Origin of the sequence: Herbidospora daliensis (assembly GCF_001570585.1) — a bacterium.
Lineage (GTDB): Bacteria > Actinomycetota > Actinomycetes > Streptosporangiales > Streptosporangiaceae > Herbidospora > Herbidospora daliensis.
Genome location: NZ_BBXF01000005.1, coordinates 250,410 through 271,887, shown reverse-complemented (window position 1 = coordinate 271,887; position 21,478 = coordinate 250,410). Strand labels below are relative to the sequence as shown.

Sequence of the window (21,478 nt, the reverse complement as noted above, 5' to 3'; positions counted from 1 at the left end):
AGTGGTCTCCGTGTCGGCCGGGACGAGGACGATCGGCCCGCCTGGCGGGGACTTGCGGCTCTGCCCGCCGGCCCTCGCCCGGGATCGAATGGAACCGAACACAGCACACCAGGAGGTGGAGCGATGAGCACACTCACGCGCCGGGACAGGGGGATCATCCCCGAGATCTTCGAACTGCTGGAGACCCCGTTCCTGGGAGCCCGGCCCCTGCGGCTGGAGGGCGTCGTCCACGACGGACGCTACGTCCTGCGCGCCGAACTCCCCGGCGTCGACCCGGAGGACGTCGAGGTCACCCTCACCGGTGGCGTCCTGACGATCCACGCCGAGAGGCACCGCGAGGACACCGACGCCGTCCACACCGAGTTCAGGTACGGCAGCCTGACCCGGTCGGTCACCCTCCCGAAGGGTGCGGAGGAGAAGGACGCGACCGCCGTCTACGACAAGGGCATCTTGGAGATCACCGTCAAGCTGTCCGACACCAAGGAAGCGGGCACCCGCATCCCGGTCACCGTCCCCAAGTAGTCGACCCCGTCACGGGCCCGCCCCCGGGCGGGCCCATTGAGGACAAGATCATGCGTACCAAGGTGAAAGACATCATGACCGCCGAGGTCGTGACCGTCGGCGAGGACACGGCGTTCAAGGAGGTGGCCGGGACCCTGCTGAGCAACCGGGTCAGCGCCGTCCCGGTCGTCGATCGGGACGCGCACGTCGTGGGCATCGTCTCCGAGGCCGATCTGATGCGCAAAGAGGAGTTCCAGGACGAGTACAAGCAGCCCTGGAAGGTGCGGCTCCGCCACCGGCTGTCTCCGGAGGGCGCCCACCCCGCAGGCAAGGCGGAGGCGCTCACGGCCGCGGACCTGATGACCGCTCCGGTGCGGACCGTGGGTCCGGAAGCCCCGGTGGCCGCCGCCGCCCGGCAGATGGACGAGTTCGGTGTCAAACGCCTGGTGGTCACTGCGGCCGACGGGTCCCTGTGCGGCGTGGTCAGCCGGGCCGACCTGCTCAAGGTGTTCGTCCGGTCCGACGCCGAACTGGTGGAGGAGGTGCGGCATGACGTGCTGGGCCGATACCTGTGGGTCGACACCTCCGACGTGCGGGTCAGCGCCGAGCAGGGAGTGGTCACCCTCGGCGGCGCCATCGGCAGGCACAGCGACGCCGAGATCGCCGCTCGGCTCACCCGCCGGGTGGACGGCGTGGTCGACGTCGTCAACGAACTGGAATGGCAGCAGGACGACCTGCGCACCCGGCACGCCCGGACGGCGTAGCCCACGACATCAGGCCCCGGTCCTCCGACCGGGGCCTGATGTCGTCTTGGATTCGTCACGTCTGGCGGGGCCGGCGCCACCGCCGGTCGGCGGTCAGCCAGTCGGCGTCCCACCGGGTCAAGCGGCGACGGTCGAGGAAGGAACGCGCCCACATGTACACCACCGCCAGCAACCCGGTCGCGGTCAGGGCGGTGCCCAGTCCCGTGACGGCGGCGGCCAGAGCAAGCTCCTCCGGATCCCTCGGCCTCGGGGCGATCTGGTGCAGGCGGTCGATCCACACCTGGCGAACGGCGTCCGCCGGGTCCGCCGGACGGGTCAGACTCCTCCCGGTGACGACAGCGCCGTCGGGCGAGCGCCACTGGTCCGAGGCGAACCGGATGACCACCAGTTCCCGCCCCGGAGGTGCGGCCGCCTCGGCCTGGACCTCGCTGTCGTACATGGCGGAGGCGATCCACACGGCCGGCCACAAGGACAGCAGCGCCAGCGACACGAGGACGGCGACGACCGCGGCCTCCCCTCGGTCCGACGGGCGACGCAACGGATTGCGGTCGGGCCGGTACAACCGGACCATCCTCATGATTCGATCGGCCGATCTCATGGCCACGCCCTCCTCGGCAGGTCAGAGAGTCGAAGCCGTCTCGGCCAGAGACCGCCCCCAGTCGAACGCACGGGCCGCCTCCGTCTCCTCGAGCGGACCCTTGGTCGCGGTGACGTAGAAGTTCTCCGGCGGCGCGATGAGAATCATCCGATGGCGTCGCAGTGCCTTGTGGACCGCCTTCGCCGCCGAGCCTGCGAACAGACCGGCTCTGATCCGGGTGTCGAAGGCCGCCGCCGCGGTGGGCCTGTTCACGTGCAGCGCGTTCAGCCACTCGCGCACGCCGCCGCCCTTGGACACGAGGCCCTCCGGGGCCTGTTCGAGGGCCGACTTGCGGGTTCCCGGCCGTGACATGCCGAACGCGTGCGTGGGCCCGCCGACCACGAGAAGCCCCACGTCGGCGGGGAGGACGGCAGGCGCGGCACCGACCTCGACCACCTCGGCCGGCATGGTGCCGCCGAGGCCCCGTGCCACTTCCTCGGCGATTTTCATGGTGTTGCCGAACATGGATTCGCAGACGACAAGCGCACGCATGGCGCCCATCTCCCCTCGTGGGAAAGACCTCGACCTTGGCGTTCCCAGTGTCCGAGGAGGATTGAGGGCCGCATCAGTGCCGAAGACCACCGGCGACCGGGACTTTGGTCCATCACCGCGCGGACGCTACCGGCAGATGAGCCCAGGAGTGTGGCTGACCGGGGTCGTGCTCGCCACCGGAGATCACACACGGAGCAGCGCATCGCCGGAGACCAGCCCGCTGGAACGCCAGGTCCAGCGGTGGGGGCGCCGGCTGACAGGGTGCGGGGCCGGTCCGGCAGAGGACGGCGTCAAACGGTCGAGACCCTAGGTTTCCGACTTCGTGCGTCAGAAGTTCGCGGCCTGGCACGCCAAATACGCACGTCCTGTCGGAGGAGTCCCGCTCAGCCGACCTGGTGGTGGCCGGTTCACGCGGCCTGGGTTCGCTCGTGGCGGCCGCGATGGGGTCGGTCGGTCACGGTCTGCTGCACCACGCCCACTGCCCGGTCGCGATCGTGTCGGCCGAGGCGAACGCCGGAATGCGGCCGGGCCGTGGCGACGTACCCCTTGCAGGGGGTGGGGCCGATGGGTGTCAGGGTCGAAGAGGTCATGACCAGGCAGGTGGTCTCGGTCCGGGAGGACACGTGCTTCAAGGAGGTCGCCGCCGAACTCTTCGAGCACGGGGTGGCGACGGTCCCGGTGCTGAACGCCCGGGGCCGCGTGGCGGGCGTGATCTCGGAGGCCGATCTGCTGCGCACCGAGGAGTTCCGGGGCGGCCAGATGCCCGCCAGCTCCCATGCCACCTGGCGGGCGGCGGGCACCAAGGCGGGGGATCTGATGTCGGCTCCCGCGATCACCGTCACGCCGGAGACGTCGGTGACGGTGGCGGCCCGCATCATGAACGGCTGCGCGGTCAAAAGCCTTCCGGTGGTCGCCGCCGACGGGCGCCTGGTCGGCGTCGTCAGCCGTCACGACGTGCTGAAGGTGTTCGTCCGCTCTGACGCAGATCTGGAGCACCAGATCCGGCTGGAGGTGCTGAACAGGTCGTTGTGGATGGACGCGACGCGGGTCCACGTCGCCGTCGCCGACGGTGTGGTCACGCTCAGCGGGCGGATGTGCCTGCGGCGAGACACCGTGATCGCGACCTGGATGACCCGGCAGGTCAACGGCGTCGTCGATGTGATCAACGAGATCGACTGGGACCGCGACCTCGGCTGAGATCCCGGTGACCCGTGTCGTCGTCAGCGCGGGACGGGACCCGCACGACGGCGAGCGGGCACGGGGCAAGGTGCAGCAGCGCCTGGCTGACCGATCCGAGCAGCATCCCCGCCAGGGTGCCGTGCCCATGAGAACCGACGACCAGCAGGTCGGCCCGGTCGGCGGCATGGCGCAGCACGTCGACCGGATGCCCTTCGACGATCTCCGTCGACACCTGGACCTCGGGGTACCTGTCCCCGCGGCCCGCCAGTGCCTCCGCCAGACCCCGCCTGCTGATCTCGGGCTCCTCGCCGAGGGTCTGGTTCGCGGCGACGACCCGCCAGTTCCAGGCGAGCACGGCACGAAGGCGGGCGCCACGCGCCGCCGCCGCCGCGAACGCGAAGTCCAGAACGGTGTCCTGCGCCTCTGAGGCGTCGGCGCCCACGACCACCAGAGCACGACGATCTGGGGCCGTCTCGCGGACCACGACCACGTCGCAGTGGGCGTGACCGGCCACCCCCTGCGTCACCGATCCGACGAGCAGGCCACGAAGCGAGCTGAGCCCGGAGCCTCCCATGACGAGCAGGTCGGCCTGGCGGGAGATCTCGATGAGTTCTCGGCGCGGGTCGCCGCCGAGCAGCGCGGTGTCGATGGCGATCCCCTCCGCCACGTGCCGGGCGGCGTGGACGGCCTCCGCCAGCGCGCTCCGACCGCCCTCACGCATCCACGCGCCGATGCCCGCGACCGCTCCCGACAGGCCATCCTCCAGACACCACGCGGGAACCACGTAGACGATCTTCAACGCGGTTCCGCGCAGCAGCGACTCCCGGGCCGCCCATTCGGCCGCCGCGACGCCAGCGGGCAGCCCGTCAACTCCGACAACGATCACGTCACTAAGAGTAGTTATTCATGGGTGGCGGGCGCACCACTCCCTGAAGGCGGACACCGTCGTGGGGAGGGTGGGGAACATGAACTCCTCGCCGATCGACCTGCTCAGCCCGTAGGAGTCCAGATAGTCGCGCAGGTCCTGCTTGACCCGCGCGAGGCCGAAGACGATCCCACGCCTGGCGAGTTCGGTCCGCAGGGATTCGACGGCGTCCAGGGCGGTGATGTCGACCTCCACGTTGGCTTCGACGTTGAGCACGAACCACCGGACCACGCCGTCGTGATCGTCGACCGAGGCCAGGGCACGATGGCGGAAATCCTCGGCGTTGGCGAAGAACAGGGGCGAGTCGTAGCGGTAGATCACCAGGCCGGGAACGGTCCGCGCCGCGGGGTAGTCGTCGACGTCGTGCATGCCGGCCAGACCCGGGACCAGCCCCAGGACGGCGTCGTGGGGCCGGGCGATCCGGGCCAGCATCTCGGCGACCGACAAGGCGACGGCCAGCAGCACCCCGTAGAGGATGTCGAAGATCAGTACGCTCAGGCAGGTGGCCGACGCGAGGACGAACTCGCTGCGGCGGAAGGCCAGCAGCCGGCGGAACTCGCCGAAGTCGATGAGGCGGGTCGCGGCGAAGACGACGATGGCGCCGAGCGCGGCCATCGGGAACCCGGCCAGCAGCGGCCCCGCCGCGACCAGCACGACGACCACCGCGACCAGGGTCACCACGGAGTGGACCTGGGTCCGCGCGCCCGCCGTCACCCCGAGGGCCGTTCTGCTGCCGCTGCTGCTGATCGGGAAGCCGCGCAGCAGTCCGGCGCCGACATTGGCGCAGCCCAGGGCGAGCAGTTCCCTGTTGGCGTCGATCCGCTGGCTGGTGCGCGCCGCGAACGAGCGGCCGGTGAGCATGTTGTCACTGAAGCCCACGAGCAGCACCCCGGCCGCGGGCAGGATGAGTTCCCCCCATCCGGCTGGCGTCGGCAGTTCGGGAGTGGGGAGTCCGGCGGGGATGGGGCCGATCACGGCGATGCCAGTTCTCTCCAGCCCGAACATCGCCACGATCACCGTTGCCAGCAGGACGGCCAGCAGAGGGCCGGGGAAGGCGGGTAGCAGCCGGTCCAGCAGGAAGAGGAAGCCCAGCACGACCAGGGCGAACACCAGCGTCCACAGCTCCGCCTGATTCATGCCGGCGGCGAAGGACAGCAACTCCTCGAAGAAGGTCTCCCCTCGGACGGGGACCCCGGTGATCCGCTCCAACTGGCCGACGATCATGGTCAGGCCGAGACCGGTCAGATACCCGATCAGCACCGGCCGGGACAGCAGATCGGCGACGAAGCCCATCCGCAGCAGCCAGCAGATCAGTGCGAGCCCGCCCACCACGATGGCCAGCGCGGCGGCCAGTTGGGCGTACCGGACGGGGTCACCGGCGGCCAGCGGCCCGATCGCAACGGCGGTCATCAGCGCGGTCGACGACTCGGGGCCGATGGACAGTTGCCGGGACGACCCGAGCAGCGGATACAAGGCCAGGGCCGGAAGCGCCGCCCACAACCCGGCCACGGGCGGTAGCCCGGCAACTGTCGCGTACGCCATCACCTGCGGAACCAGGTATCCGGCCACGGTGAGACCGGCGAGCAGATCGCCTCGTAGCCACGCCCGCCGGTAGTTCCGCAGGTCGGTGACGACTGTCGGCGCATGGATCATGACCGTCAGTGTCGCATTCGGCGGGACCAAGGTCTCTCCTCAAAGGGCCCCCCGCCCCTGCGGCTCGCCCGGCCGCGGAGAGACAGTGGAGGTGAACCGAGAAAGCGCTGGTGAGACGTATGACCACGATGAACGGGGTCGTCGTCGGCTACGACGGCTCAGATTTCGCGATGCAGGCCCTGGACTGGGCCATGGACGAGGCGGAGATGCGGAAACTTCCGCTCACGGTCGCCCACGCCTGGCACTGGCCTTATGGCGAGGCCTCCGACGAGGCCAAGGATCATCTGCGCCGGGCCGCCGATCACGTGCTCTGGCACGGCGTCTCATGCGCGCGGTCCACCAGCGCGGTGACGGAGGTCAAAGGGGAGTTGTGGCAGGGGGAGGCCGACGACCAGCTCGCGGCCCTGTCCGGGTCGGCCGACCTGATCGTGGTCGGCTCGCGGGGACTGAGCCGGATCCCGTCCAAGATGATCGGCTCGGTCGCCTGCCACGTCGCCGCCCACGCCGCCTGCCCGGCCCTGGTCGTACGCGGGCCGGGCCCGGTCCCCGCCCCGCTCCACCCCGGGCCCGTCGTGGTGGGGGTCGATGGAGCCCCGGGAGGCAGGGCCCGGCCGGTGGTCGAGTTCGCCTTCGCCGAGGCCGCACTCCGGCAGCTCCCGCTGGTGGCCGTCCGGTGTGGCCTGACCGCCCCGTCGTTCGGCACCGCGATGGCTCTGGTCCCCGACCTCACCCTGGCCGAGGAGGCGCTCGGCGAGGCGCTCACCGCCTGGCAGGAGCGCTACCCGGAGGTGCGGGTCACCGCCAAGGTCACGCTCGACGCCCCGCGTGAGACCCTGACCAGCCTGTCGGCACAGGCCGGGCTCGTCGTGGTGGGACGCCGCCGCTTCGGCCACCTGGGCTCGACCGCCGACCCGCTGCTCCGGCACGCCGCCTGCCCTGTCGCCGTCGTCGCGATGGCCGACTGACCGCGCCACGAAAGGAGAACGAGCATGACCTCGACCATCGTCGTGGGCGTCGACGGATCAGCGCCCTCTCTGGCCGCGGTGGAGTACGCGGCCCGCGACGCGGCCCGCAGGAACGCCGCGCTGCGGATCATCCACGTCTGGCCGCCCCTCACCGTGGGCGACCAGGAAGTACACGAGACCGAGCGCCGCCACCACGAGGACGTCATCGCCGAGGCCCAGCGACGGGCCTTCGACTGCGCCCCGGACATCGAGGTCAGCACCCAACTGATCAGAGGCGACGTCACCGACCGGCTCGGCAGGGAGGCGATGGGCGCCGACGAGGTCGTGATCGGCAGCCGCGGCCGGGGCGGCTTCGCCGGCCTGATCCTCGGATCGGTCGGCCTGGCCCTCGCCGGTCAGACGGCAGGCCCCCTCGTCGTCGTCCGCACGTCTCCTCGGCACACCTACGGCCGGCTCGTCGCCGGGTACGACGGCAGCGAGGAATCCGAGACGGCCCTCGACTTCGCCTTCGCCGAGGCCCAACGGCGTGAAGCCAGGCTCAAGCTCGTGTACGCCTGGCAACCGCCGACGCTCGCGGCCTCCGCCGCCGGCTACGGCACCCTGATCCAGAAGTGCTTCGACGAGCAGATGACCTCCGTCCGCCAGCAGCTGGCGCCCTGGACGGAGAAGTTCCCCCAGGTCCCGGTCGAGCAGGTGGGCGTCTGCGGTCATCCGGTCTACGTCCTGTCGGAGGAGTCCCGTACCGCCGACCTGGTGATCGTCGGTTCACGCCGACGAGGAATGATCCGCTCCACCGCCCTCGGATCGGTCGGCTACGGCCTGCTGCACCGGGCCCACTGCCCGGTCGCCATCGTCACCGAGAAGGAGGACGGGCGATGATCGACCCGACGACGCTCGCCGCCGGAGACGTCATGACTCGGGTGGTCGTCACGGTCACCCCGGACGAGTCCCCGATCATGGCCTGGGAACTCATGCGCAAAGGTGACATGCAGGACATCGCTACCGGCTGCCCCGGGCACACCAGCCGAGCTGTCCCGCCGCAAGTGGGCGACCTCATCGAATCGACCCGGCGCTGTTCCGGGTGGAACCCGTGACCTGATCTAGGAAAGGACCTCCACCAAGGGGCGGCGGAAGGAACGGGTCGTCCCGAGCGGGTAACCCAGCCGCAGCACCACCTGCGGATACTCGCCGGAGCACAACTTCTCGCGGAGGAACTCGCGCAGATGCGGATACTCCAGGAGCTGGGTGTGGAAGGCGGCCTGTACGCCTCGGGAGGAGGCGTACAGGAGAACCGACTCCAGCGCCTGCCCCGCCTGGACCCAGTCGATCCGCTCGTCACCGGTCGTGGTGATCACCGCCACCACTCCGGTCGCCCCGGGCTGCTCATCGTCGGCGCCCCAGCCCTGGCCCCGGCTGTAGTCCCGCTGCGGAAACTCCGGGTGGGTCTGCGGGGTCCGCCGAGGATAGGCGTCGGCGGGCACGCCGTCCCTGCGCGGACTCCCGGGACGCAGCCCCCACCGGATCATCTCCAGCTCGAACTCCGGATCCCGTGCCTGCAACTCCTGCGCCACCGTGGTCAGCGCTCCGAGGATCCGCACGTCGCCCGGCGACCTGAACGGAATCAGCCGGACGTTCTCCATGGCGGCCATCGCCCTCAGCGACTCGACCAGGTCATCGGGGACGGGCCGCTCGGCGAAGCCACCCCGGTGGGTGCGCCGCCGGGGGATCTCCTCGCGCACGGTCGTGACCTCCTCGCACGGAGGCTCTCCGGGACCGACGCGCACCGTGGCGACCAGGCCCGGCCGATCGGGATCGGGCAAGGTCCTGACCTGCGGCTGACGGCCCATCGCCCGGACGACGGTCCGCATGTTGAACAGCGCCGCGCCGCAGCTGATCGTCAACTGGCGTCCCTGCGGATCGCTGACGGGAAGCCGGCGGTCGGGGTCGGAGCGCAGACTGATCTCCTCTCCGGCGATCGCGAAGGACCACGGCTGGGAGTTGTGGATCGACGGCGCCCAGGTCGCCGCCTCCACCACCGTTTCCATATCAGCCGCCGGCTTTCCCGGCGAGATCGAGGGCGGGGCAAGATCGCAGTTGACCTCCACGACGCCGTCGATCCCCCGGAGGGCTTCGACGAGGCGGGGGACCGGCGTTCCGGCGGGGACGGTTCCGGCGAGATCGACGACGCCCTCGCCGACAGTGATCGAGACGGTGCCGGGGTCGAGATCGGTGATCTCCCGGATCAGCGAGACGACCTCTTCGCGCACCTCGCCTGCCAGGTGGGTGATGATGGGCAGCACATCCGCCTGCGCGACGACACCGGCGATCTTCCCGTCGGCGGGGTCCACGACGGGCAACTGATCCACATCGTGGATGTACATCAGCCGCGCCGCCTCCCTGACGCTGATGTCAGGCGTCACCGTGACGGCCGGTGAGGTCATCAGATCGCCGGCGGTCAGCCGGTCGCTCCGTCCCTTGTCGGAACGCAGATCGGTCTCCGACACGGTGCCCACCGGGCGATTGTCGTGATCGACGACCGTGACCTGCCTGATTCCGTACGTGTCCAGCGCCGACACGATGTCCGCACGACGCGTTCCGCGCCGTACCGCCACCGCGGTCCGGCCCATCACCTGTCCCACCTTGATCGGCATGGGACCCCCTCCAGCACCGCCGCCCCATTTCTCAGATGAGGCGGAAGGTAGAATAAGGAGTAGTTACCTTCTTCCTTCCTAGCAGACCGCAGTCAGCCGGGCGATACCCGGGCGAGGAGAGGAGATCCCATTGAGTGCGATGCGCGATTCGGGTTCGAGCACTCTGGAGGAACTGAGCGAAAAGGAGTGCCTCCAGCTCGCTGAGCAGGGCGGAATCGGGCGTGTGGCGTTCGGGGGAGCGGGGGGCCCGACCGTATTCCCGGTGAATTACCGGTTGATCGACGGTCAGATTGTGTTCCGTATTCGCAAAGGCGGAACCATGGATGAGAGCATTTCATCGGGAATCGACGATCTGGAAGTGAAAATCGCCTTCCAGGTCGACCATATCGACGAGCAGAACCGCGACGGCTGGAGCGTCCTGATCCAAGGGCCCGCCCATCACGTCTCGGAGGGTGAGCTGGCGGCGACGGGTGCCGAGGACGTCGACTCCTGGGCCGGAGACAGCCGTGACCACTACATCCGCATCGCACCCCAACGCGTGACGGGCCGCAAGATCAGCCGGATCTAGCTCTCGGGCGGAAGCACACGCCGTGCGAGTAGGGAACAAGTGATCTTGGTCAGGCGAGCCTCAGCAACCATATGCTTGTGGCGCAGATCCGGCCTCAACGGCAGACCATCTCGCTCACCACAGCTGCCTTTCTGGGCGAACCGGTTGAGGCGGATGGCCGTGTCGCCAGCATCCGGAGAGCCGTGCAGGCGGCCGGAACCGAGGAGACCGTGACCACTCATGACTGGTTTCTTCTCACGATCAGCTGGCGTCGACGGGCCGCCGGCCGCCCGCGATGCAGGCCAACCGGCACCACCGACTTGATTAGAGAATCGTCTAATCAAGTCGACGTCGCCGAGGTGCTGTGGCAGTTCGCCATCCGGCCGCTCGGCTGGGTCGAGATCTACAAGGTCTTCGCGACCATCAAGGCCAGCATCAAACCCGTCAAGCTCGACACCACGGGGTGGGTGACCCGTAAGGACCTGAGCCGGCTGACCGAGAACTGCAACCGGCCCGAACTCGGCGGCCCCACCGCCCGGCACGCCCGTCTGGCGGGACACCTGGGCTCAGACCCGCCCACGATCACTGATCACCGTGATCACCCGCCGGTGGGTGGAGAGCCTCAGCTGACCGCGGTGGGGTGTCAGTGGCTGCCGGACAGTTCACCCGACAAGGTGGAGTGCATCCTGGCGCTGGCCTGGTTGAGGCCGATGATCTGTACGGTCTTTCCGCGAGCGGCGTATTTGGCCTCGACCGCGTCCAGGGCCGCGACGGAGGAGGCGTCCCAGATGTGGGCGTCGGTGAGGTCGATGACCACCTCGTCGGGGTCGTGCGCGTAGTCGAACTGGGACACCAGGTCGTTGGAAGAGGCGAAGAACAGCTCTCCGGTGACGGCGTAGACGACCTGGCCGCCGTCGGGGTCGAGGACGGCGGAGACCTGGGCCAGGTGAGCGACGCGGCGGGCGAAGATGACCAGGCCGGTCAGCGAGCCGACCACCACGCCGATGGCCAGGTTGTGGGTGGCGACGACGACGGCGACGGTGACGACCATGACGGTGATCTCACCGGCGGGCATGCGCCGGAGCGTGGCCGGGGCGATGGAGTGCCAGTCGAAGGTGCCGACGGAGACCAGGATCATGACGGCGACCAGGGCGGCCATCGGGATTTGCGACACCCACGGGCCGAACACGATGCACAGGACCATGAGCATGATGCCGGCGGTGAAGGTGGACAGGCGGGTGCGGGCGCCGTTCTTCACGTTGATCATGGTCTGGCCGATCATGGCGCAGCCGCCCATGCCGCCGAAGAAGCCCGTGACGATGTTGGCGATGCCCTGGCCGATGGACTCGCGGGTCTTGGACGAATGGGTGTCGGTCAGGTCGTCGACGAGTTTGGCGGTCATCAGCGATTCCATCAGCCCGACCAGCGCGAACCCGAGCGCGTACGGCGCGATGAGGGTGAGGGTGGCGAAGGTGAAGGGGACGTCCGGCAGGCCGGGCACGGGCAGCGCCGATGGCAGTGCGCCACGGTCGCCGACGGTGGGTACCGCCAGGGCGGCGCCGACGGTGATGGCGGTCAGTGCGGCGATGGACACCAGCGGTGCCGGCACGGCCCTGGTCAGCCGGGGGAAGAACACCATCAGTGCCAGGCCTGCGGCCACCAGCGGATACACCATCCACGGCACATCGGTGAGTTCGGGCACCTGCGCCATGAAGATCAGGATGGCCAGGGCGTTGACGAAGCCCACCATGACGCTGCGAGGCACGAACCGCATGAGCTTTGCCACACCGAGGGCGCCCAGCGCGATCTGGATCAGCCCGCCGACGATGACCGTCGCGACCAGGTAGCCCAGGCCGTGCTCGCGTGCCAGCGGCGCGACGACCAGGGCGATGGCGCCGGTGGCCGCGCTGATCATGGCAGGGCGGCCACCGGCGACGGCGATGACGACAGCCATGGTGAAGGAGGCGAACAGGCCGATGCTGGGGTCGACTCCGGCGATGATCGAAAAGGAGATCGCCTCGGGGATGAGGGCGAGGGCGACGACCAGGCCGGAGAGAATCTCGGTGCGGGCCACCGAGGGCTTGAGCCAGGCTGGCCGTGTCAGCCGCGGGCGGCCGGGAGACGACGTGGATGCGCGGGAGGGCACAGAGGGCAACGGACGTCCTTCGTGGAGCGGCCCCTGGCAGGGGCGGCGAGCCGGCATGCCATCGGCCGACGGCGCGGTGGCAGCGGATGGGGAAGCGGCCGAGCGGAGGGCCGCTGGGAACGCCGAGACGTACCCGCGTCAGGGAGAAGGCGGCCGACCGGCGATGACGGCGGTGTCTGCGGCGCTACCTTGGGCAGATCACGGCGGGCAGCAGGCGGCGATCAAAGGCATGCGCGCGTCGATGTTCCTTGCCTTGTGATGGAGGCGGCGCTCGTACAACGCCGGAATGTGTCGCCGAACGGGGTGTGTGCCAGGATGGCGCGATTCTGGTCGCGCCGCGCACCCCGATGCTGTCCGATCACCGGAAACTCTACCCTAACGTTAGAGTAGAGATTCGGCGGATCGGCGGTGAACGCCCGCACCGCCCAACCAGCCGAGCAGTGAGCCCGAGCAGTGAGGTCGTGCAGGACATGGACGAATCGGCGCCTTCCACCCCCGAAAGCGGAGTTTCGGCACCGGCGCCCAGCGGCGGAGATCACATGCACATCGGGCAGGTGGCGACCCGCACCGAACTGTCGTTGCGGACCATCCGGCACTATGACGAGGTCGGTCTGGTGCGGCCCTCGGCACGCAGCCAGGGCGGTTTCCGTCTCTACACCGAGGCCGACGTGGCACGGCTCATGGTGATCCGCAGGATGAAGCCGCTCGGCTTCACCCTGGAAGAGATGGGTGAAGTCCTGGAGATCACCGACCGGCTCGACGACAGCGGTGCGGCACCACCGGACGCGGCCGAACAAGAATGGCTGCTGGCCAGGCTGGGCCGGTTCGAGCAGGCCACCCAGGACCGCTGCCAGGCGCTGCGTACGCAACTGAGCAGGGCCGAGGAGTTCGCCGCCGAACTACGGCGACGCGCCGTCCATCTGACCGGCGGAACTTCCTGATCAGCAGCGCGACCTCCGCCGCCGTGCCATCGGTGCCGATGAGGTGACGGCACGGGTTCATCTGGCGGCAGGCGACAGTGTCAGCAACCACGCACTCAACGGGCTTGCGGCCGGAAGGACCGGCCGATCGCCGACGGCCGTGTCGGCCTTGCGGCAGCTTGCTCCACTGCACGTGCGCAGTGTCCCCAGCCGGGAGGCCAGGTAGGACTGCAGGGTGCGGTCGACGCTACCCACGAGGTTGTGCAACTGATGGGGGTCGGCGAGGTTGTCGTAGAGTTGCCGCTCGCCGGTGGCGTATTCGACGTAGGTGTGGTCGGCGGTGCGCAGCGCGGCGTAGCTGGGCGGGCAGCCGCCATCGGCGTATGGCGGGCGCTGGAATTCCACCAGCAGGGCGTCCCGCCAGGGCACCGGCCCCCCGGCCAGCACGGGCAGCAGCGAGCGCCCTTCGGAGATCGCCGGTGTCGGCGTTTTTGCGATGTCGGCGAAGGTCGCCCCGAAATCCACGGTCGAACCCAGTGCCGTCGTCGTGGTGCCGGGGGTGATCCCGGGGCCGGCGACATACATGGGCACCCGGATGTCCTCTTCGAACGGCGTGGTCTTGCCGCCGCGCAGGCGGTGCTCGCCCAGGTGGAAGCCGTTGTCGGAGGTGAAGAAGACATAGGTGTTCGCCAGCTTGCCCGCCGCATCCAGGGCCTTGGTGACCGTGCCGACCAAGTCGTCCAGGCCGAGCGTGGAGCGCAGCCGGTCGCGGTACTGCTGGTCGAGGTCGGCCATGGTGGCTTCGCTCAGCCGCTTGCGTTTGTGCAGGTAGTGAGGTTCGACGGAGAGATCGGCCTGGTCCCAGGAAGGGCCGCGGGGGGCTTGAGCGTCGGGGAAGGCGGCCTCGTGGCGGGGGGCGAAGTTGGCCGGCCGGTGCGGCGCCGTCGGGGACAGGTAGAGGAAGAAGGGGTCGTCCCGCTGGACGAACTCGGCGGCCTTGGCGGCCAGCACGTCGGTCAGGTACGCCTCGGGCTCCTCGCCGTACTCGACGATCTTGCCGTTGTCGTTCAGGGTGTAGTCGTACTCGCGGTACAGGTTGCGGATGGGCGAGGCCCATTCGTCCCAGCCCGGCGGGATGTACGTCGGGTCGGCGCCCTTGGGGTACTGGTTGAGGTACTTGCCGAACAGGGCGGTGCGGTAGCCCGCATCATCCATCCAGGTGGCGATCGTCTCCTTCTCCAGCGGGCGGAAGCGCACGAAGCCGCCCGTCGGGGCCCGGTTGCTCAGCACGCCATGGCTGTGGACGTACTGCGAGCGCAGAATCGAGGCTCGCGACGGACAACACCACGGATTGGTGGCGTAGAAGCGGGAGAACGTGGCGCCTCTCGCGGCCAGCGCCGTGATGTTGGGGAACTTGTCCGCGAAACGCTCCAGGATGCCCGCGTCGAGATCGTCAGCGACGATGAACACGACGTTGGGACGGGCCTTCGCCGCGACCGTCGACACCGGGACCGCGGCCATCGCGATCGAGGCGAAGACGACGAGTGGGACACCAGCGGCGAAGGTTCTTCTCAGCATGGGGCAGATCATTGCCGAAGCAAGTTCACAGAAAACGCGCAATTCGGAGTTGAGTGATCACACTCTGCAACCAATGTGCTGACATCAGAGCCTGGGCGATCACGCCCAGGCGGTCCGTGTTGCAGGCCGCCGTGCTCAACGCCGCCGATCCAGCCGAGTTGAACAGGTCGGCCTGCGGCCATCGGCCTGTTTGCAAGGCGGCGAAGTCGGCGTGAGCCTGAGTTTTGTCGTGGTCGGCCAGGGCGTGGCCCTTGCGCCTGCCGGTCGGGATGATGAGGTCGGGGCGGATCTGCTCGACGGTCTCGCCGCCGGCGCGGCGGCGCAGCACGGTGTGGAGCATGTCGTCGGTGATGACGGGCGGGCGGCGGTGTGCCGGGCCGCCGGGGCAGCGGTTGGCGGGAGTCTGCACCCGCAGGCGCTCGGCGAGCCGGGCAGGCCGCGTGGAGCGGCCGGTGTGACAGGTCCCAGCGACGGCGCCAAATCGGGATCTGCAAGGCGATCCGGGCTCGACGCCGCATCACGGACACGGCTGGCGTTCGACTTCGTCGGCGCCGGTCAAGTCGATGGCGGAATCGGGAGAGCCGGGAAGATCGTTTCACAAACATTTCTCGGAACAGAGTCGCCTGTGTGTTTGAGTGAGAACGAGCGCTGAGAGGAAGTCCGCCTTGTCGAGGCCCTCGCGCGGAGGCGTACGCTCAGGTCGGAATGGACCGTTGATGCGAACCTGTGATGCACAACCCCGTTGGGCTACAGGCTGCGTGATAGGAGCGGCGGCCTGTCCGGCCATGAAGCGTCGATTGCCTTTCACCGCCGGACCAGCAGCATGGCGGCGTCATCTGGCAGCGGGCCGCCGACGTGGTCGATGAGGTCTGCTCGCAGATCGTCCAGTGCTCTCTGAGGATCGGCGTGGCCGAGCAGAACGAGGCGGTCGGTCAACGGATAGAACGTCCCGTTCCCGTCGCGGGCCTCGATCACACCGTCGGTGTAGAGCAGCATCTGGTCGCCCTCTGCGAACGGCACCCGCAGTGGTTTCGGGCCCGGGAGCCCCAGCGCTGCGAGCCCGAGGGGAAGGCTGTCCTCCTCCGGTTCGAGCAGCACGGCTCGCCCGTCGTGGCGAATGACCAGTGGTGGGGGGTGCCCGCAGTTCAGAATGGAGATCTCGCTGTCGTAGGCTTCGGCGATGACGGCGGTCACGAAGGTCTCTCCGCTCAGATGCCGGGCGAGGCTGGCCTCCAAACGCTCGCCGACCCCGGTGAGGTCATCCTCCTCATAGGCAGCTTCCCGGAAGGCCCCGAGCACCCAGGCGGCCGTCTCAACGGACGCCAGTCCTTTGCCCTGGACGTCGCCGATCAGCAGACGCACCCCCTTGGGTGTGGTCACCACCTCATAGAGATCGCCGCCGATCTGGGCTTCCGCGGCGGCGGAGGTGTAGGACAACGCCACCCGCAGAGGGCCGGCCCGTCGCGGGACCGGCCGCAGCAGGACACGTTGGGCCGCCTCTGCCACCAGCCGGAGGTTGGCCAGTTCCCGCTCCCTTTTGAGCCTCAGATGGCTGACTACGGTGGCGGCGCAGGTCACTCCGACGATCGTTGCCAGAGTGACGTTGTTCTGCCTGGTGAACAGCAGGTCGTTGTAGGCCGCAAGCGGCAGGCACAGGGCGAGGGCCACCAGCCCGGTCACGGCTGTGCGCCGGACGCTGCCCACGGCGGCGCCGAACGTCGGGCCGAGAGTCAGAAGAGGGAGAAACCCCAGCGTCGGTCCCGCCATGACGTCGGCGATCGCGACGGCGAGCATAACCGTGAACGGCAGCGCCCCGAGAACCGCCTGCGGCCTCATCTCATGCACCTCTTTCCGCGCTGACCCGCTGCTCTACCCAGTCACAACGATTGCATACTGCAATTGTTTGGTGCGCGGCTTCTCAGCTCGCCGACGGATCGGCACTCGTGGGTTCCGGCCTGGCACGGTGACGTAGACGGCGGGCGAGGCCGTGCCAGGCCGGGTCGAGGAGTGCAGCAGGATCGACAGGATGATCGTCACGGCGACGAGCTGGAAGACCTTTTCGGCCGCGGCGATTCCCGAGGCGAGCACGAGCAGTCCGTACACGACCGAGGCGAAGCTCTTGAGTCCGAACCCGGCGAAGGTCGCGATGACGTCGTCGTCGGGACGCAGATGGACGAGACCGAACGCGCCGTCACCCAAGAGAAACCCGGCGACCAGGAACAGCCCAGCTGTCGACAGGATCGTGGGGTTGGCCAGGCTGGAGAGCCCGGCGAACGCGGGCAGCAGTGCGGCCATCACGGGCCTCCGGTAAGCGCAGATCAGACGACTCGAACATTGCCGACCAGACTTCCCGGCGCACCGGAACTCACCTTAACAGCGGCTTGATTGCTTGCGATAGCAAACATTGCACATTGCATCCTTCTGCTAACGTGGGCGTCAGGTGTGCCGGGAAGTCTGGTCGGCGAGTCCGTTTTCGCGCTCCATTCTGGAGGCCACCCGTGCTCGTCCCCGATTGTCGCTGAGTCTGTAATGGCTGAGTTGTCGGTCTCCCAGTTCCTGATCGTCGGCCAGATCGTCATCCTCCGGATCGGCGGAGAGCTGGCGGTGGACAACTGCGCCGCCGTTCAGCGGGGCCTTGCCCGCGCTCTGGCCGTTCATGATCCGCCTCGCCTCGTGGTCGACCTGAGCGAGCTGTCCTCGTCCGACTCCTACGGACTCGCCGCTCTCATGGGGGCTGATCGGCACGCCCGGGAGACGAACGGCCAGATGCTCGTCGCGGGTGCCACAGACGTCTTCCGGGTGGAGCTGCGGAGGCGAGGTCTCGACGAGATGCTGACGCTCCGGCGAACGGTCAGCGAAGCCATCGTCGAGCTCCGGATGGCCTTTCCTGACAGCTAGAAGGAGGGCCAGCCGAGGGGATGCGCGGCGGTGGGCGGTTCGCCGCCGGCCTCGTTGAACGCCGCCATGGCATGCACGAGGGCCTGCCGCTGATCACTCGTGAGACGCGAGACGATCTTCTCGATCTCGGCGCTCCGGCGGGCGGTGACCTCATCGACGATGCGTCTGCCCTCGGGGGTGAGGCCGATCAGGCTTTCCCGCCGGTTGTCCGGATTGGTCGCCCGCACGATCAGGTTCGCGTTGACCAGCCTGTCGGCCATACGCATCGCGGTGGACGGGTTGACGTCCAGGGCCTCGGCCAGTGTCACCAGCTTGGCTTCACCTCGTCCGGCCAGGACCACCAGCATCCGGAACTGGGGCAGCGTGACCGCCTCGTCGACCGATGCCAGGGAGCGGGCCGCGATCGACACCAGTAGCCGCGACCCCGTCAGCACCGCGGAGACGACGGCGTCGAGACCACCCTCGTCGGCACGCTCACCACTCATGAGGAGTTTCTACACGCATGCCTGCACTGCGCAGAACAGCACGGGGATGTTGCTCAGACGGAGCCGCGGGTCGAGAAAGCCGCAGCTTCCAAGACGGCCTCGGAGAGAGGGGCCTGAATACGGAAACGCCGGTCCAGCCGGGTCAACGTGAGCAACTGGGTCATCTGCCGGTTCGGAGTGCTCAGCACCACGATCCCACCCGACTCGGCGCCTCGGCGGACGGTGCCGATCAGCACGCCCAGGCCGGCCGGGTCGCACGACATCAGGTTTTCCAGGTCGATGACGAGTCGCGGCGGAGAGAACAGGGCGAGCGCTTCTCGGGCGGATTCACGGAAGCGGGGAGCGACGGTCAGGTCGAGATGCCCGTTCGCCCAGAGGACCACGACCTGATCGTGCAGTCCGAGAGTGCACGAGAAGACGGCGATCTCCTCTTCATCCGCGTTCATTCGCACTCCTGTAGCCGCTGTACTTAATCATTGCACCATGCAATAGTTCCAGGTCAAGTGGAGGGAACGGACCCCGCGTTCGGCTACGTGCTCAGGTCTGGCGCTGGTCGTCGGCCGGGAGTACCGTGATCGCTGGTGCGCCGGGAAGCCTGGTCGGCAATGTTCTGTCCGATCGGTTTCTGGAGGCCTCGGTGCCGGAAGACTCCGCCGTCCTGGTTGACGGCCTGACCAAGCGCTTCGGTCGCGTTCACGCCCTCAACGGTCTCGATCTCGAGGTCCATACCGGTGAGGTGCACGGTTTCCTCGGCCCCAACGGCGCCGGGAAGACCACCGCTCTGCGGATCATGCTCGGGCTGCTGCACGGCGACGAAGGCCGCGTCGAGGTGCTGGGCGGGCATCCCTTCCGGGACGCGGTGGCCCTGCACCGCCGCCTGGCCTACGTCCCGGGCGACGTCACGTTGTGGCCGACGCTGTCCGGCGGCGAGGCGATCGACCTGCTCGGACGACTACGCGGCGGGCTCGATCCACGTCGGCGGGCCGAGCTGGTCGACCGGTTCGACTTCGACCCGGCCAAGAAGGGCAGTACTTACTCCAAGGGCAACCGGCAGAAGGCCGCGCTGATCGCCGCGCTCTCCTCCGGCGTGGAGCTGCTGTTGCTCGACGAGCCGACAGCCGGGCTCGACCCGCTCATGGAGGCCGTCTTCCGCGAGTGCATCCTGGAGGAACGCCGGGCCGGTCGCACCATCCTGCTGTCCAGTCACCTGCTGGCCGAGGTCGAGGCCCTGTGTGATCGGGTCACGATCATCCGCGACGGGCGCGCCGTGGAGTCCGGGACACTGGCCCAGCTACGGCACCTGACCCGAACGTCGGTCACCGCCGATCTGAGTTCCGTCCCGGATTCACTCGGCGGCCTGCCCGGGGTGCACGACCTGACCGTCACCGGCACCCGGGTCGGCATGGAGGTCGACGCCGAACACCTCGCAGCGGTGTTGCGCGTGCTCACCGGCGCGGGGCTACTGGGGCTCACCTGTCAGCCCCCCACGCTGGAGCAGCTCTTCCTGCGCCACTACCAGACCACCGCGTCATGAACCGGGCCATGACCGGGACGGGTGTGTTGTTGCTGCTGGCGCTGCGCCGCGACCGTGTGGCGGCGCCGTTCTGGGTCCTGGCGGTCGTCGCCCTGCCGGTCGGCACCGCTTCGGCCATCGCCGAGCTGTATCCGGACGCGAGCCAGCGGCTGGCCCTCGGCATGACGATCATGTCCAACCCTGCCCTGAGGGCGTTGACCGGGCCGGTCTACGACGCCGCCTCGGTGGGCGGACTGACCGCCTGGCGGGCCACCAACGTCGCCGCCGTGCTCGCCGCCCTGATGAGCGCGTTCCTGGTGGTTCGCCACACCCGGGCCGAGGAGGAGAGCGGTCGCGCCGAGCTGATCGGCGCGGCCCCGGTCGGCCGGTACGCGCTGCCCACCGCCGCGGTGCTCATGTCACTCCTGACCAACCTCGTGATCGCCGTCCTTCTCACGGCGGGGCTGATGGGGCAGGGGCTGCCCGTGGCCGGGTCGCTGGCCTTGGCCGGTGCGGTCGCCGGGGTGGGCCTGGTGTTCACCGGGGTCGCCGCGGTGGCCGCGCAGGTGACCACGAGTGCCCGCGCGGCCAATTCGATCGCCGTCAGTGTGCTGGGAGTGTTCTTCCTGGTCCGGGCGGCGGGAGACGCGGCGGCCGTGGACGCCGTGTCATGGCTGTCGCCGGTGGGCTGGGCACAGCGTGTCCGCGCTTTCGCCGGGGAGCGCTGGTGGCTGGTCGCCCTGTTCGCGGTCGTGGCGCTCGTGCTCCTGGTGGGCGCCGACCTGCTGGCCCGGCGGCGTGACCTCGGTGGAGGCCTGCTGGCCGAACGCCGAGGGCGTGCCGTGGCCGCGCCGTGGTTACGGTCGCCGCTGGCGCTGGCCTGGCGGCTGCAACGCGGCCCGCTGGCCACCTGGGCGGTCGCGTTCGCCGCGGTCGGGGCCGTGTTCGGGTCGCTGGCGGCCAGTGTGGGCGACCTGGTCGGCGGCAACGAGCAGATCGCCGCAATGCTCGCCAGACTGGGCGGCGCCGACGCTCTGATCGACAACTTCTTCGCCGCCCAGTTTCATCTGTTCGCCCTGGTGATCGGCGGCTACGCCGTGCAGGCCGCGCTGCGGCCCCGAGCGGAGGAGATCGCCGGACGGGCTGAGCCGGTGCTGGCTGCGGCGGTGCCGCGCGGGCGCTGGCTGCTTGGGCATGTGGCCTGCTCGCTGGCCGGATCGGCGCTCATCCTGACGGTCGTGGGGCTGGCCGCCGGGTTCGCCCACGGGCTGCGGGTCGGCGAACCGGTGCGGCAGGCGGTCAGGCTCCTCGGGGCCGCCTTGGCCCAGGTTCCGGCGGTGTGGGTGTCGGCCGCGATCGCGGTCCTGCTGTTCGGCTTCCTGCCACGAGCCGTTGCGGCGGCGTGGGCGTTCCTGCTCGTCTTCGCCGTGCTGGACCTGTTCGGCCAGTTGTTCCAGCTCGACGAGACGGTCCGCATGCTCTCGCCGTACGCCCACGTCCCGGCCCTGCCCGGCGGGGAGCCGGCTGCCGGGCCGTTCGTGTGGCTCTTCCTGGTTGCCGCGCTGGTGATCGGCGCGGGTGTGGCCGGATTCATGCGACGGGATCTGGCGGCCGACTGACCGGG

Annotated in this window: 23 protein-coding genes and 1 pseudogene; 12 read left to right on the top strand and 12 right to left on the bottom strand. The window is 69.2% G+C overall.

Annotation, left to right across the window (positions count from 1 at the left end):
* The first annotated feature begins 123 nt into the window (after window positions 1–123).
* Together AW274_RS24535 and AW274_RS24530 are read left to right on the top strand one after the other, a co-directional pair.
* On the top strand, window positions 124–522 hold the full coding sequence (locus tag AW274_RS24535; RefSeq protein ID WP_062436664.1) for an Hsp20/alpha crystallin family protein: 399 nt from the start codon (window positions 124–126) through the stop codon (window positions 520–522).
* A 50-nt stretch (window positions 523–572) separates the two neighbouring features.
* Window positions 573–1,265 carry a CBS domain-containing protein gene (locus tag AW274_RS24530; RefSeq protein ID WP_062436662.1) on the top strand — a complete coding sequence of 231 codons (693 nt, stop codon included), beginning with the start codon at window positions 573–575 and terminating at the stop codon, window positions 1,263–1,265.
* A 55-nt stretch (window positions 1,266–1,320) separates the two neighbouring features.
* On the opposite strand, the gene AW274_RS24525 is transcribed toward AW274_RS24530, so the two are convergent.
* Window positions 1,321–1,836, bottom strand: coding sequence for a hypothetical protein (locus AW274_RS24525; protein WP_157520699.1), 516 nt, complete (start codon window positions 1,834–1,836; stop codon window positions 1,321–1,323).
* A 48-nt stretch (window positions 1,837–1,884) separates the two neighbouring features.
* Complete coding sequence (locus AW274_RS24520) at window positions 1,885–2,394, bottom strand: flavodoxin family protein (protein ID WP_062437925.1); 510 nt, start codon at window positions 2,392–2,394, stop codon at window positions 1,885–1,887.
* 365 nt (window positions 2,395–2,759) lie between these two features.
* Here AW274_RS24520 and AW274_RS39495 point away from each other — a divergent pair.
* Together AW274_RS39495 and AW274_RS24515 are read left to right on the top strand one after the other, a co-directional pair.
* Window positions 2,760–2,879: pseudogene (locus tag AW274_RS39495) on the top strand (universal stress protein); the annotation flags it as partial.
* A 79-nt stretch (window positions 2,880–2,958) separates the two neighbouring features.
* On the top strand, window positions 2,959–3,591 hold the full coding sequence (locus tag AW274_RS24515) for a CBS domain-containing protein (protein WP_062436659.1): 633 nt from the start codon (window positions 2,959–2,961) through the stop codon (window positions 3,589–3,591).
* On the opposite strand, the gene AW274_RS24510 is transcribed toward AW274_RS24515, so the two are convergent.
* Both AW274_RS24510 and AW274_RS24505 read right to left on the bottom strand, forming a co-directional pair.
* Window positions 3,557–4,459: a universal stress protein gene (locus AW274_RS24510; RefSeq protein ID WP_062436657.1), complete on the bottom strand. Its 903-nt coding sequence runs from the start codon at window positions 4,457–4,459 to the stop codon at window positions 3,557–3,559. The two genes, AW274_RS24515 and AW274_RS24510, sit on opposite strands and share 35 nt — an antisense overlap.
* Window positions 4,460–4,477: 18 nt before the next feature.
* The gene (locus AW274_RS24505; RefSeq protein WP_062436656.1) at window positions 4,478–6,151 is read right to left on the bottom strand and encodes a SulP family inorganic anion transporter; all 1,674 of its coding nucleotides are present in this window, start codon (window positions 6,149–6,151) and stop codon (window positions 4,478–4,480) included.
* A 119-nt stretch (window positions 6,152–6,270) separates the two neighbouring features.
* Here AW274_RS24505 and AW274_RS24500 point away from each other — a divergent pair, with 119 nt between their 5' ends.
* Genes AW274_RS24500 through AW274_RS24490 form a run of 3 tightly spaced genes read left to right on the top strand, consistent with a single transcriptional unit; the run spans window position 6,271 to window position 8,210 of the window.
* Window positions 6,271–7,116 (top strand): universal stress protein, encoded by an 846-nt coding sequence (locus AW274_RS24500; RefSeq protein WP_232320339.1) that lies wholly within the window; start codon window positions 6,271–6,273, stop codon window positions 7,114–7,116.
* Between the two features lie 24 nt (window positions 7,117–7,140).
* Window positions 7,141–7,995, top strand: coding sequence for a universal stress protein (locus tag AW274_RS24495; protein WP_062436654.1), 855 nt, complete (start codon window positions 7,141–7,143; stop codon window positions 7,993–7,995).
* Window positions 7,992–8,210 (top strand): hypothetical protein, encoded by a 219-nt coding sequence (locus AW274_RS24490; protein WP_062436652.1) that lies wholly within the window; start codon window positions 7,992–7,994, stop codon window positions 8,208–8,210. The genes AW274_RS24495 and AW274_RS24490 overlap by 4 nt, the downstream gene beginning before the upstream one ends.
* Window positions 8,211–8,216: 6 nt before the next feature.
* Here AW274_RS24490 and AW274_RS39490 read toward each other — a convergent pair whose 3' ends face one another.
* Window positions 8,217–9,767: an Acg family FMN-binding oxidoreductase gene (locus tag AW274_RS39490; RefSeq protein WP_083974753.1), complete on the bottom strand. Its 1,551-nt coding sequence runs from the start codon at window positions 9,765–9,767 to the stop codon at window positions 8,217–8,219.
* A 139-nt stretch (window positions 9,768–9,906) separates the two neighbouring features.
* On the opposite strand from AW274_RS39490, the gene AW274_RS24480 reads away from it, so the two are divergent.
* A complete protein-coding gene (locus AW274_RS24480) occupies window positions 9,907–10,335 on the top strand; it encodes a pyridoxamine 5'-phosphate oxidase family protein (protein ID WP_062436650.1) in 429 nt (142 codons plus the stop codon).
* A 622-nt stretch (window positions 10,336–10,957) separates the two neighbouring features.
* Here AW274_RS24480 and AW274_RS24475 read toward each other — a convergent pair.
* Window positions 10,958–12,388, bottom strand: coding sequence for a SulP family inorganic anion transporter (locus tag AW274_RS24475; protein WP_232320337.1), 1,431 nt, complete (start codon window positions 12,386–12,388; stop codon window positions 10,958–10,960).
* A 611-nt stretch (window positions 12,389–12,999) separates the two neighbouring features.
* Between AW274_RS24475 and AW274_RS24470 the strand changes: the two genes are divergently transcribed.
* Complete coding sequence (locus AW274_RS24470; RefSeq protein ID WP_062436646.1) at window positions 13,000–13,401, top strand: MerR family transcriptional regulator; 402 nt, start codon at window positions 13,000–13,002, stop codon at window positions 13,399–13,401.
* 57 nt (window positions 13,402–13,458) lie between these two features.
* On the opposite strand, the gene AW274_RS24465 is transcribed toward AW274_RS24470, so the two are convergent.
* From AW274_RS24465 to AW274_RS41460, 4 genes are all read right to left on the bottom strand, one after another.
* On the bottom strand, window positions 13,459–14,958 hold the full coding sequence (locus tag AW274_RS24465) for a sulfatase family protein (RefSeq protein ID WP_062436644.1): 1,500 nt from the start codon (window positions 14,956–14,958) through the stop codon (window positions 13,459–13,461).
* Window positions 14,959–14,983: 25 nt separating this feature from the next.
* The gene (locus AW274_RS41465) at window positions 14,984–15,298 is read right to left on the bottom strand and encodes a hypothetical protein (RefSeq protein WP_062436642.1); all 315 of its coding nucleotides are present in this window, start codon (window positions 15,296–15,298) and stop codon (window positions 14,984–14,986) included.
* A gap of 464 nt (window positions 15,299–15,762) precedes the next feature.
* Window positions 15,763–16,794, bottom strand: coding sequence for a PP2C family protein-serine/threonine phosphatase (locus AW274_RS24455; RefSeq protein ID WP_062436640.1), 1,032 nt, complete (start codon window positions 16,792–16,794; stop codon window positions 15,763–15,765).
* 33 nt (window positions 16,795–16,827) lie between these two features.
* Window positions 16,828–17,253, bottom strand: coding sequence for a hypothetical protein (locus tag AW274_RS41460; protein WP_198169385.1), 426 nt, complete (start codon window positions 17,251–17,253; stop codon window positions 16,828–16,830).
* Between the two features lie 234 nt (window positions 17,254–17,487).
* Here AW274_RS41460 and AW274_RS24445 point away from each other — a divergent pair, with 234 nt between their 5' ends.
* Window positions 17,488–17,856: an STAS domain-containing protein gene (locus AW274_RS24445; RefSeq protein ID WP_062436635.1), complete on the top strand. Its 369-nt coding sequence runs from the start codon at window positions 17,488–17,490 to the stop codon at window positions 17,854–17,856.
* Here AW274_RS24445 and AW274_RS24440 read toward each other — a convergent pair.
* Together AW274_RS24440 and AW274_RS24435 are read right to left on the bottom strand one after the other, a co-directional pair.
* Window positions 17,853–18,341: a MarR family winged helix-turn-helix transcriptional regulator gene (locus AW274_RS24440; protein WP_062436633.1), complete on the bottom strand. Its 489-nt coding sequence runs from the start codon at window positions 18,339–18,341 to the stop codon at window positions 17,853–17,855. The two genes, AW274_RS24445 and AW274_RS24440, sit on opposite strands and share 4 nt — an antisense overlap.
* 53 nt (window positions 18,342–18,394) lie before the next feature.
* Complete coding sequence (locus tag AW274_RS24435) at window positions 18,395–18,787, bottom strand: STAS domain-containing protein (RefSeq protein WP_062436631.1); 393 nt, start codon at window positions 18,785–18,787, stop codon at window positions 18,395–18,397.
* 191 nt (window positions 18,788–18,978) lie between these two features.
* Here AW274_RS24435 and AW274_RS24430 point away from each other — a divergent pair, with 191 nt between their 5' ends.
* Both AW274_RS24430 and AW274_RS24425 read left to right on the top strand, forming a co-directional pair.
* The gene (locus AW274_RS24430; protein WP_062436630.1) at window positions 18,979–19,875 is read left to right on the top strand and encodes an ABC transporter ATP-binding protein; all 897 of its coding nucleotides are present in this window, start codon (window positions 18,979–18,981) and stop codon (window positions 19,873–19,875) included.
* Window positions 19,876–19,883: 8 nt separating this feature from the next.
* On the top strand, window positions 19,884–21,473 hold the full coding sequence (locus AW274_RS24425; protein WP_062436628.1) for an ABC transporter permease: 1,590 nt from the start codon (window positions 19,884–19,886) through the stop codon (window positions 21,471–21,473).
* Window positions 21,474–21,478: the final 5 nt, after the last annotated feature.

Coding starts and splice junctions, on each gene's coding strand:
- AW274_RS24535 (WP_062436664.1), top strand. CDS start 124: ATGAGCACACTCACGCGCCGGGACAGGGGGATCATCCCCGAGATCTTC.
- AW274_RS24530 (WP_062436662.1), top strand. CDS start 573: ATGCGTACCAAGGTGAAAGACATCATGACCGCCGAGGTCGTGACCGTC.
- AW274_RS24525 (WP_157520699.1), bottom strand. CDS start 1,836: ATGGTCCGGTTGTACCGGCCCGACCGCAATCCGTTGCGTCGCCCGTCG.
- AW274_RS24520 (WP_062437925.1), bottom strand. CDS start 2,394: ATGCGTGCGCTTGTCGTCTGCGAATCCATGTTCGGCAACACCATGAAA.
- AW274_RS24515 (WP_062436659.1), top strand. CDS start 2,959: ATGGGTGTCAGGGTCGAAGAGGTCATGACCAGGCAGGTGGTCTCGGTC.
- AW274_RS24505 (WP_062436656.1), bottom strand. CDS start 6,151: ATGATCCATGCGCCGACAGTCGTCACCGACCTGCGGAACTACCGGCGG.
- AW274_RS24500 (WP_232320339.1), top strand. CDS start 6,271: ATGACCACGATGAACGGGGTCGTCGTCGGCTACGACGGCTCAGATTTC.
- AW274_RS24495 (WP_062436654.1), top strand. CDS start 7,141: ATGACCTCGACCATCGTCGTGGGCGTCGACGGATCAGCGCCCTCTCTG.
- AW274_RS24490 (WP_062436652.1), top strand. CDS start 7,992: ATGATCGACCCGACGACGCTCGCCGCCGGAGACGTCATGACTCGGGTG.
- AW274_RS39490 (WP_083974753.1), bottom strand. CDS start 9,767: ATGCCGATCAAGGTGGGACAGGTGATGGGCCGGACCGCGGTGGCGGTA.
- AW274_RS24480 (WP_062436650.1), top strand. CDS start 9,907: ATGCGCGATTCGGGTTCGAGCACTCTGGAGGAACTGAGCGAAAAGGAG.
- AW274_RS24470 (WP_062436646.1), top strand. CDS start 13,000: ATGCACATCGGGCAGGTGGCGACCCGCACCGAACTGTCGTTGCGGACC.
- AW274_RS24465 (WP_062436644.1), bottom strand. CDS start 14,958: ATGCTGAGAAGAACCTTCGCCGCTGGTGTCCCACTCGTCGTCTTCGCC.
- AW274_RS41465 (WP_062436642.1), bottom strand. CDS start 15,298: ATGCTCCACACCGTGCTGCGCCGCCGCGCCGGCGGCGAGACCGTCGAG.
- AW274_RS24455 (WP_062436640.1), bottom strand. CDS start 16,794: ATGAGGCCGCAGGCGGTTCTCGGGGCGCTGCCGTTCACGGTTATGCTC.
- AW274_RS41460 (WP_198169385.1), bottom strand. CDS start 17,253: ATGGCCGCACTGCTGCCCGCGTTCGCCGGGCTCTCCAGCCTGGCCAAC.
- AW274_RS24445 (WP_062436635.1), top strand. CDS start 17,488: ATGGCTGAGTTGTCGGTCTCCCAGTTCCTGATCGTCGGCCAGATCGTC.
- AW274_RS24440 (WP_062436633.1), bottom strand. CDS start 18,341: ATGAGTGGTGAGCGTGCCGACGAGGGTGGTCTCGACGCCGTCGTCTCC.
- AW274_RS24435 (WP_062436631.1), bottom strand. CDS start 18,787: ATGAACGCGGATGAAGAGGAGATCGCCGTCTTCTCGTGCACTCTCGGA.
- AW274_RS24425 (WP_062436628.1), top strand. CDS start 19,884: ATGACCGGGACGGGTGTGTTGTTGCTGCTGGCGCTGCGCCGCGACCGT.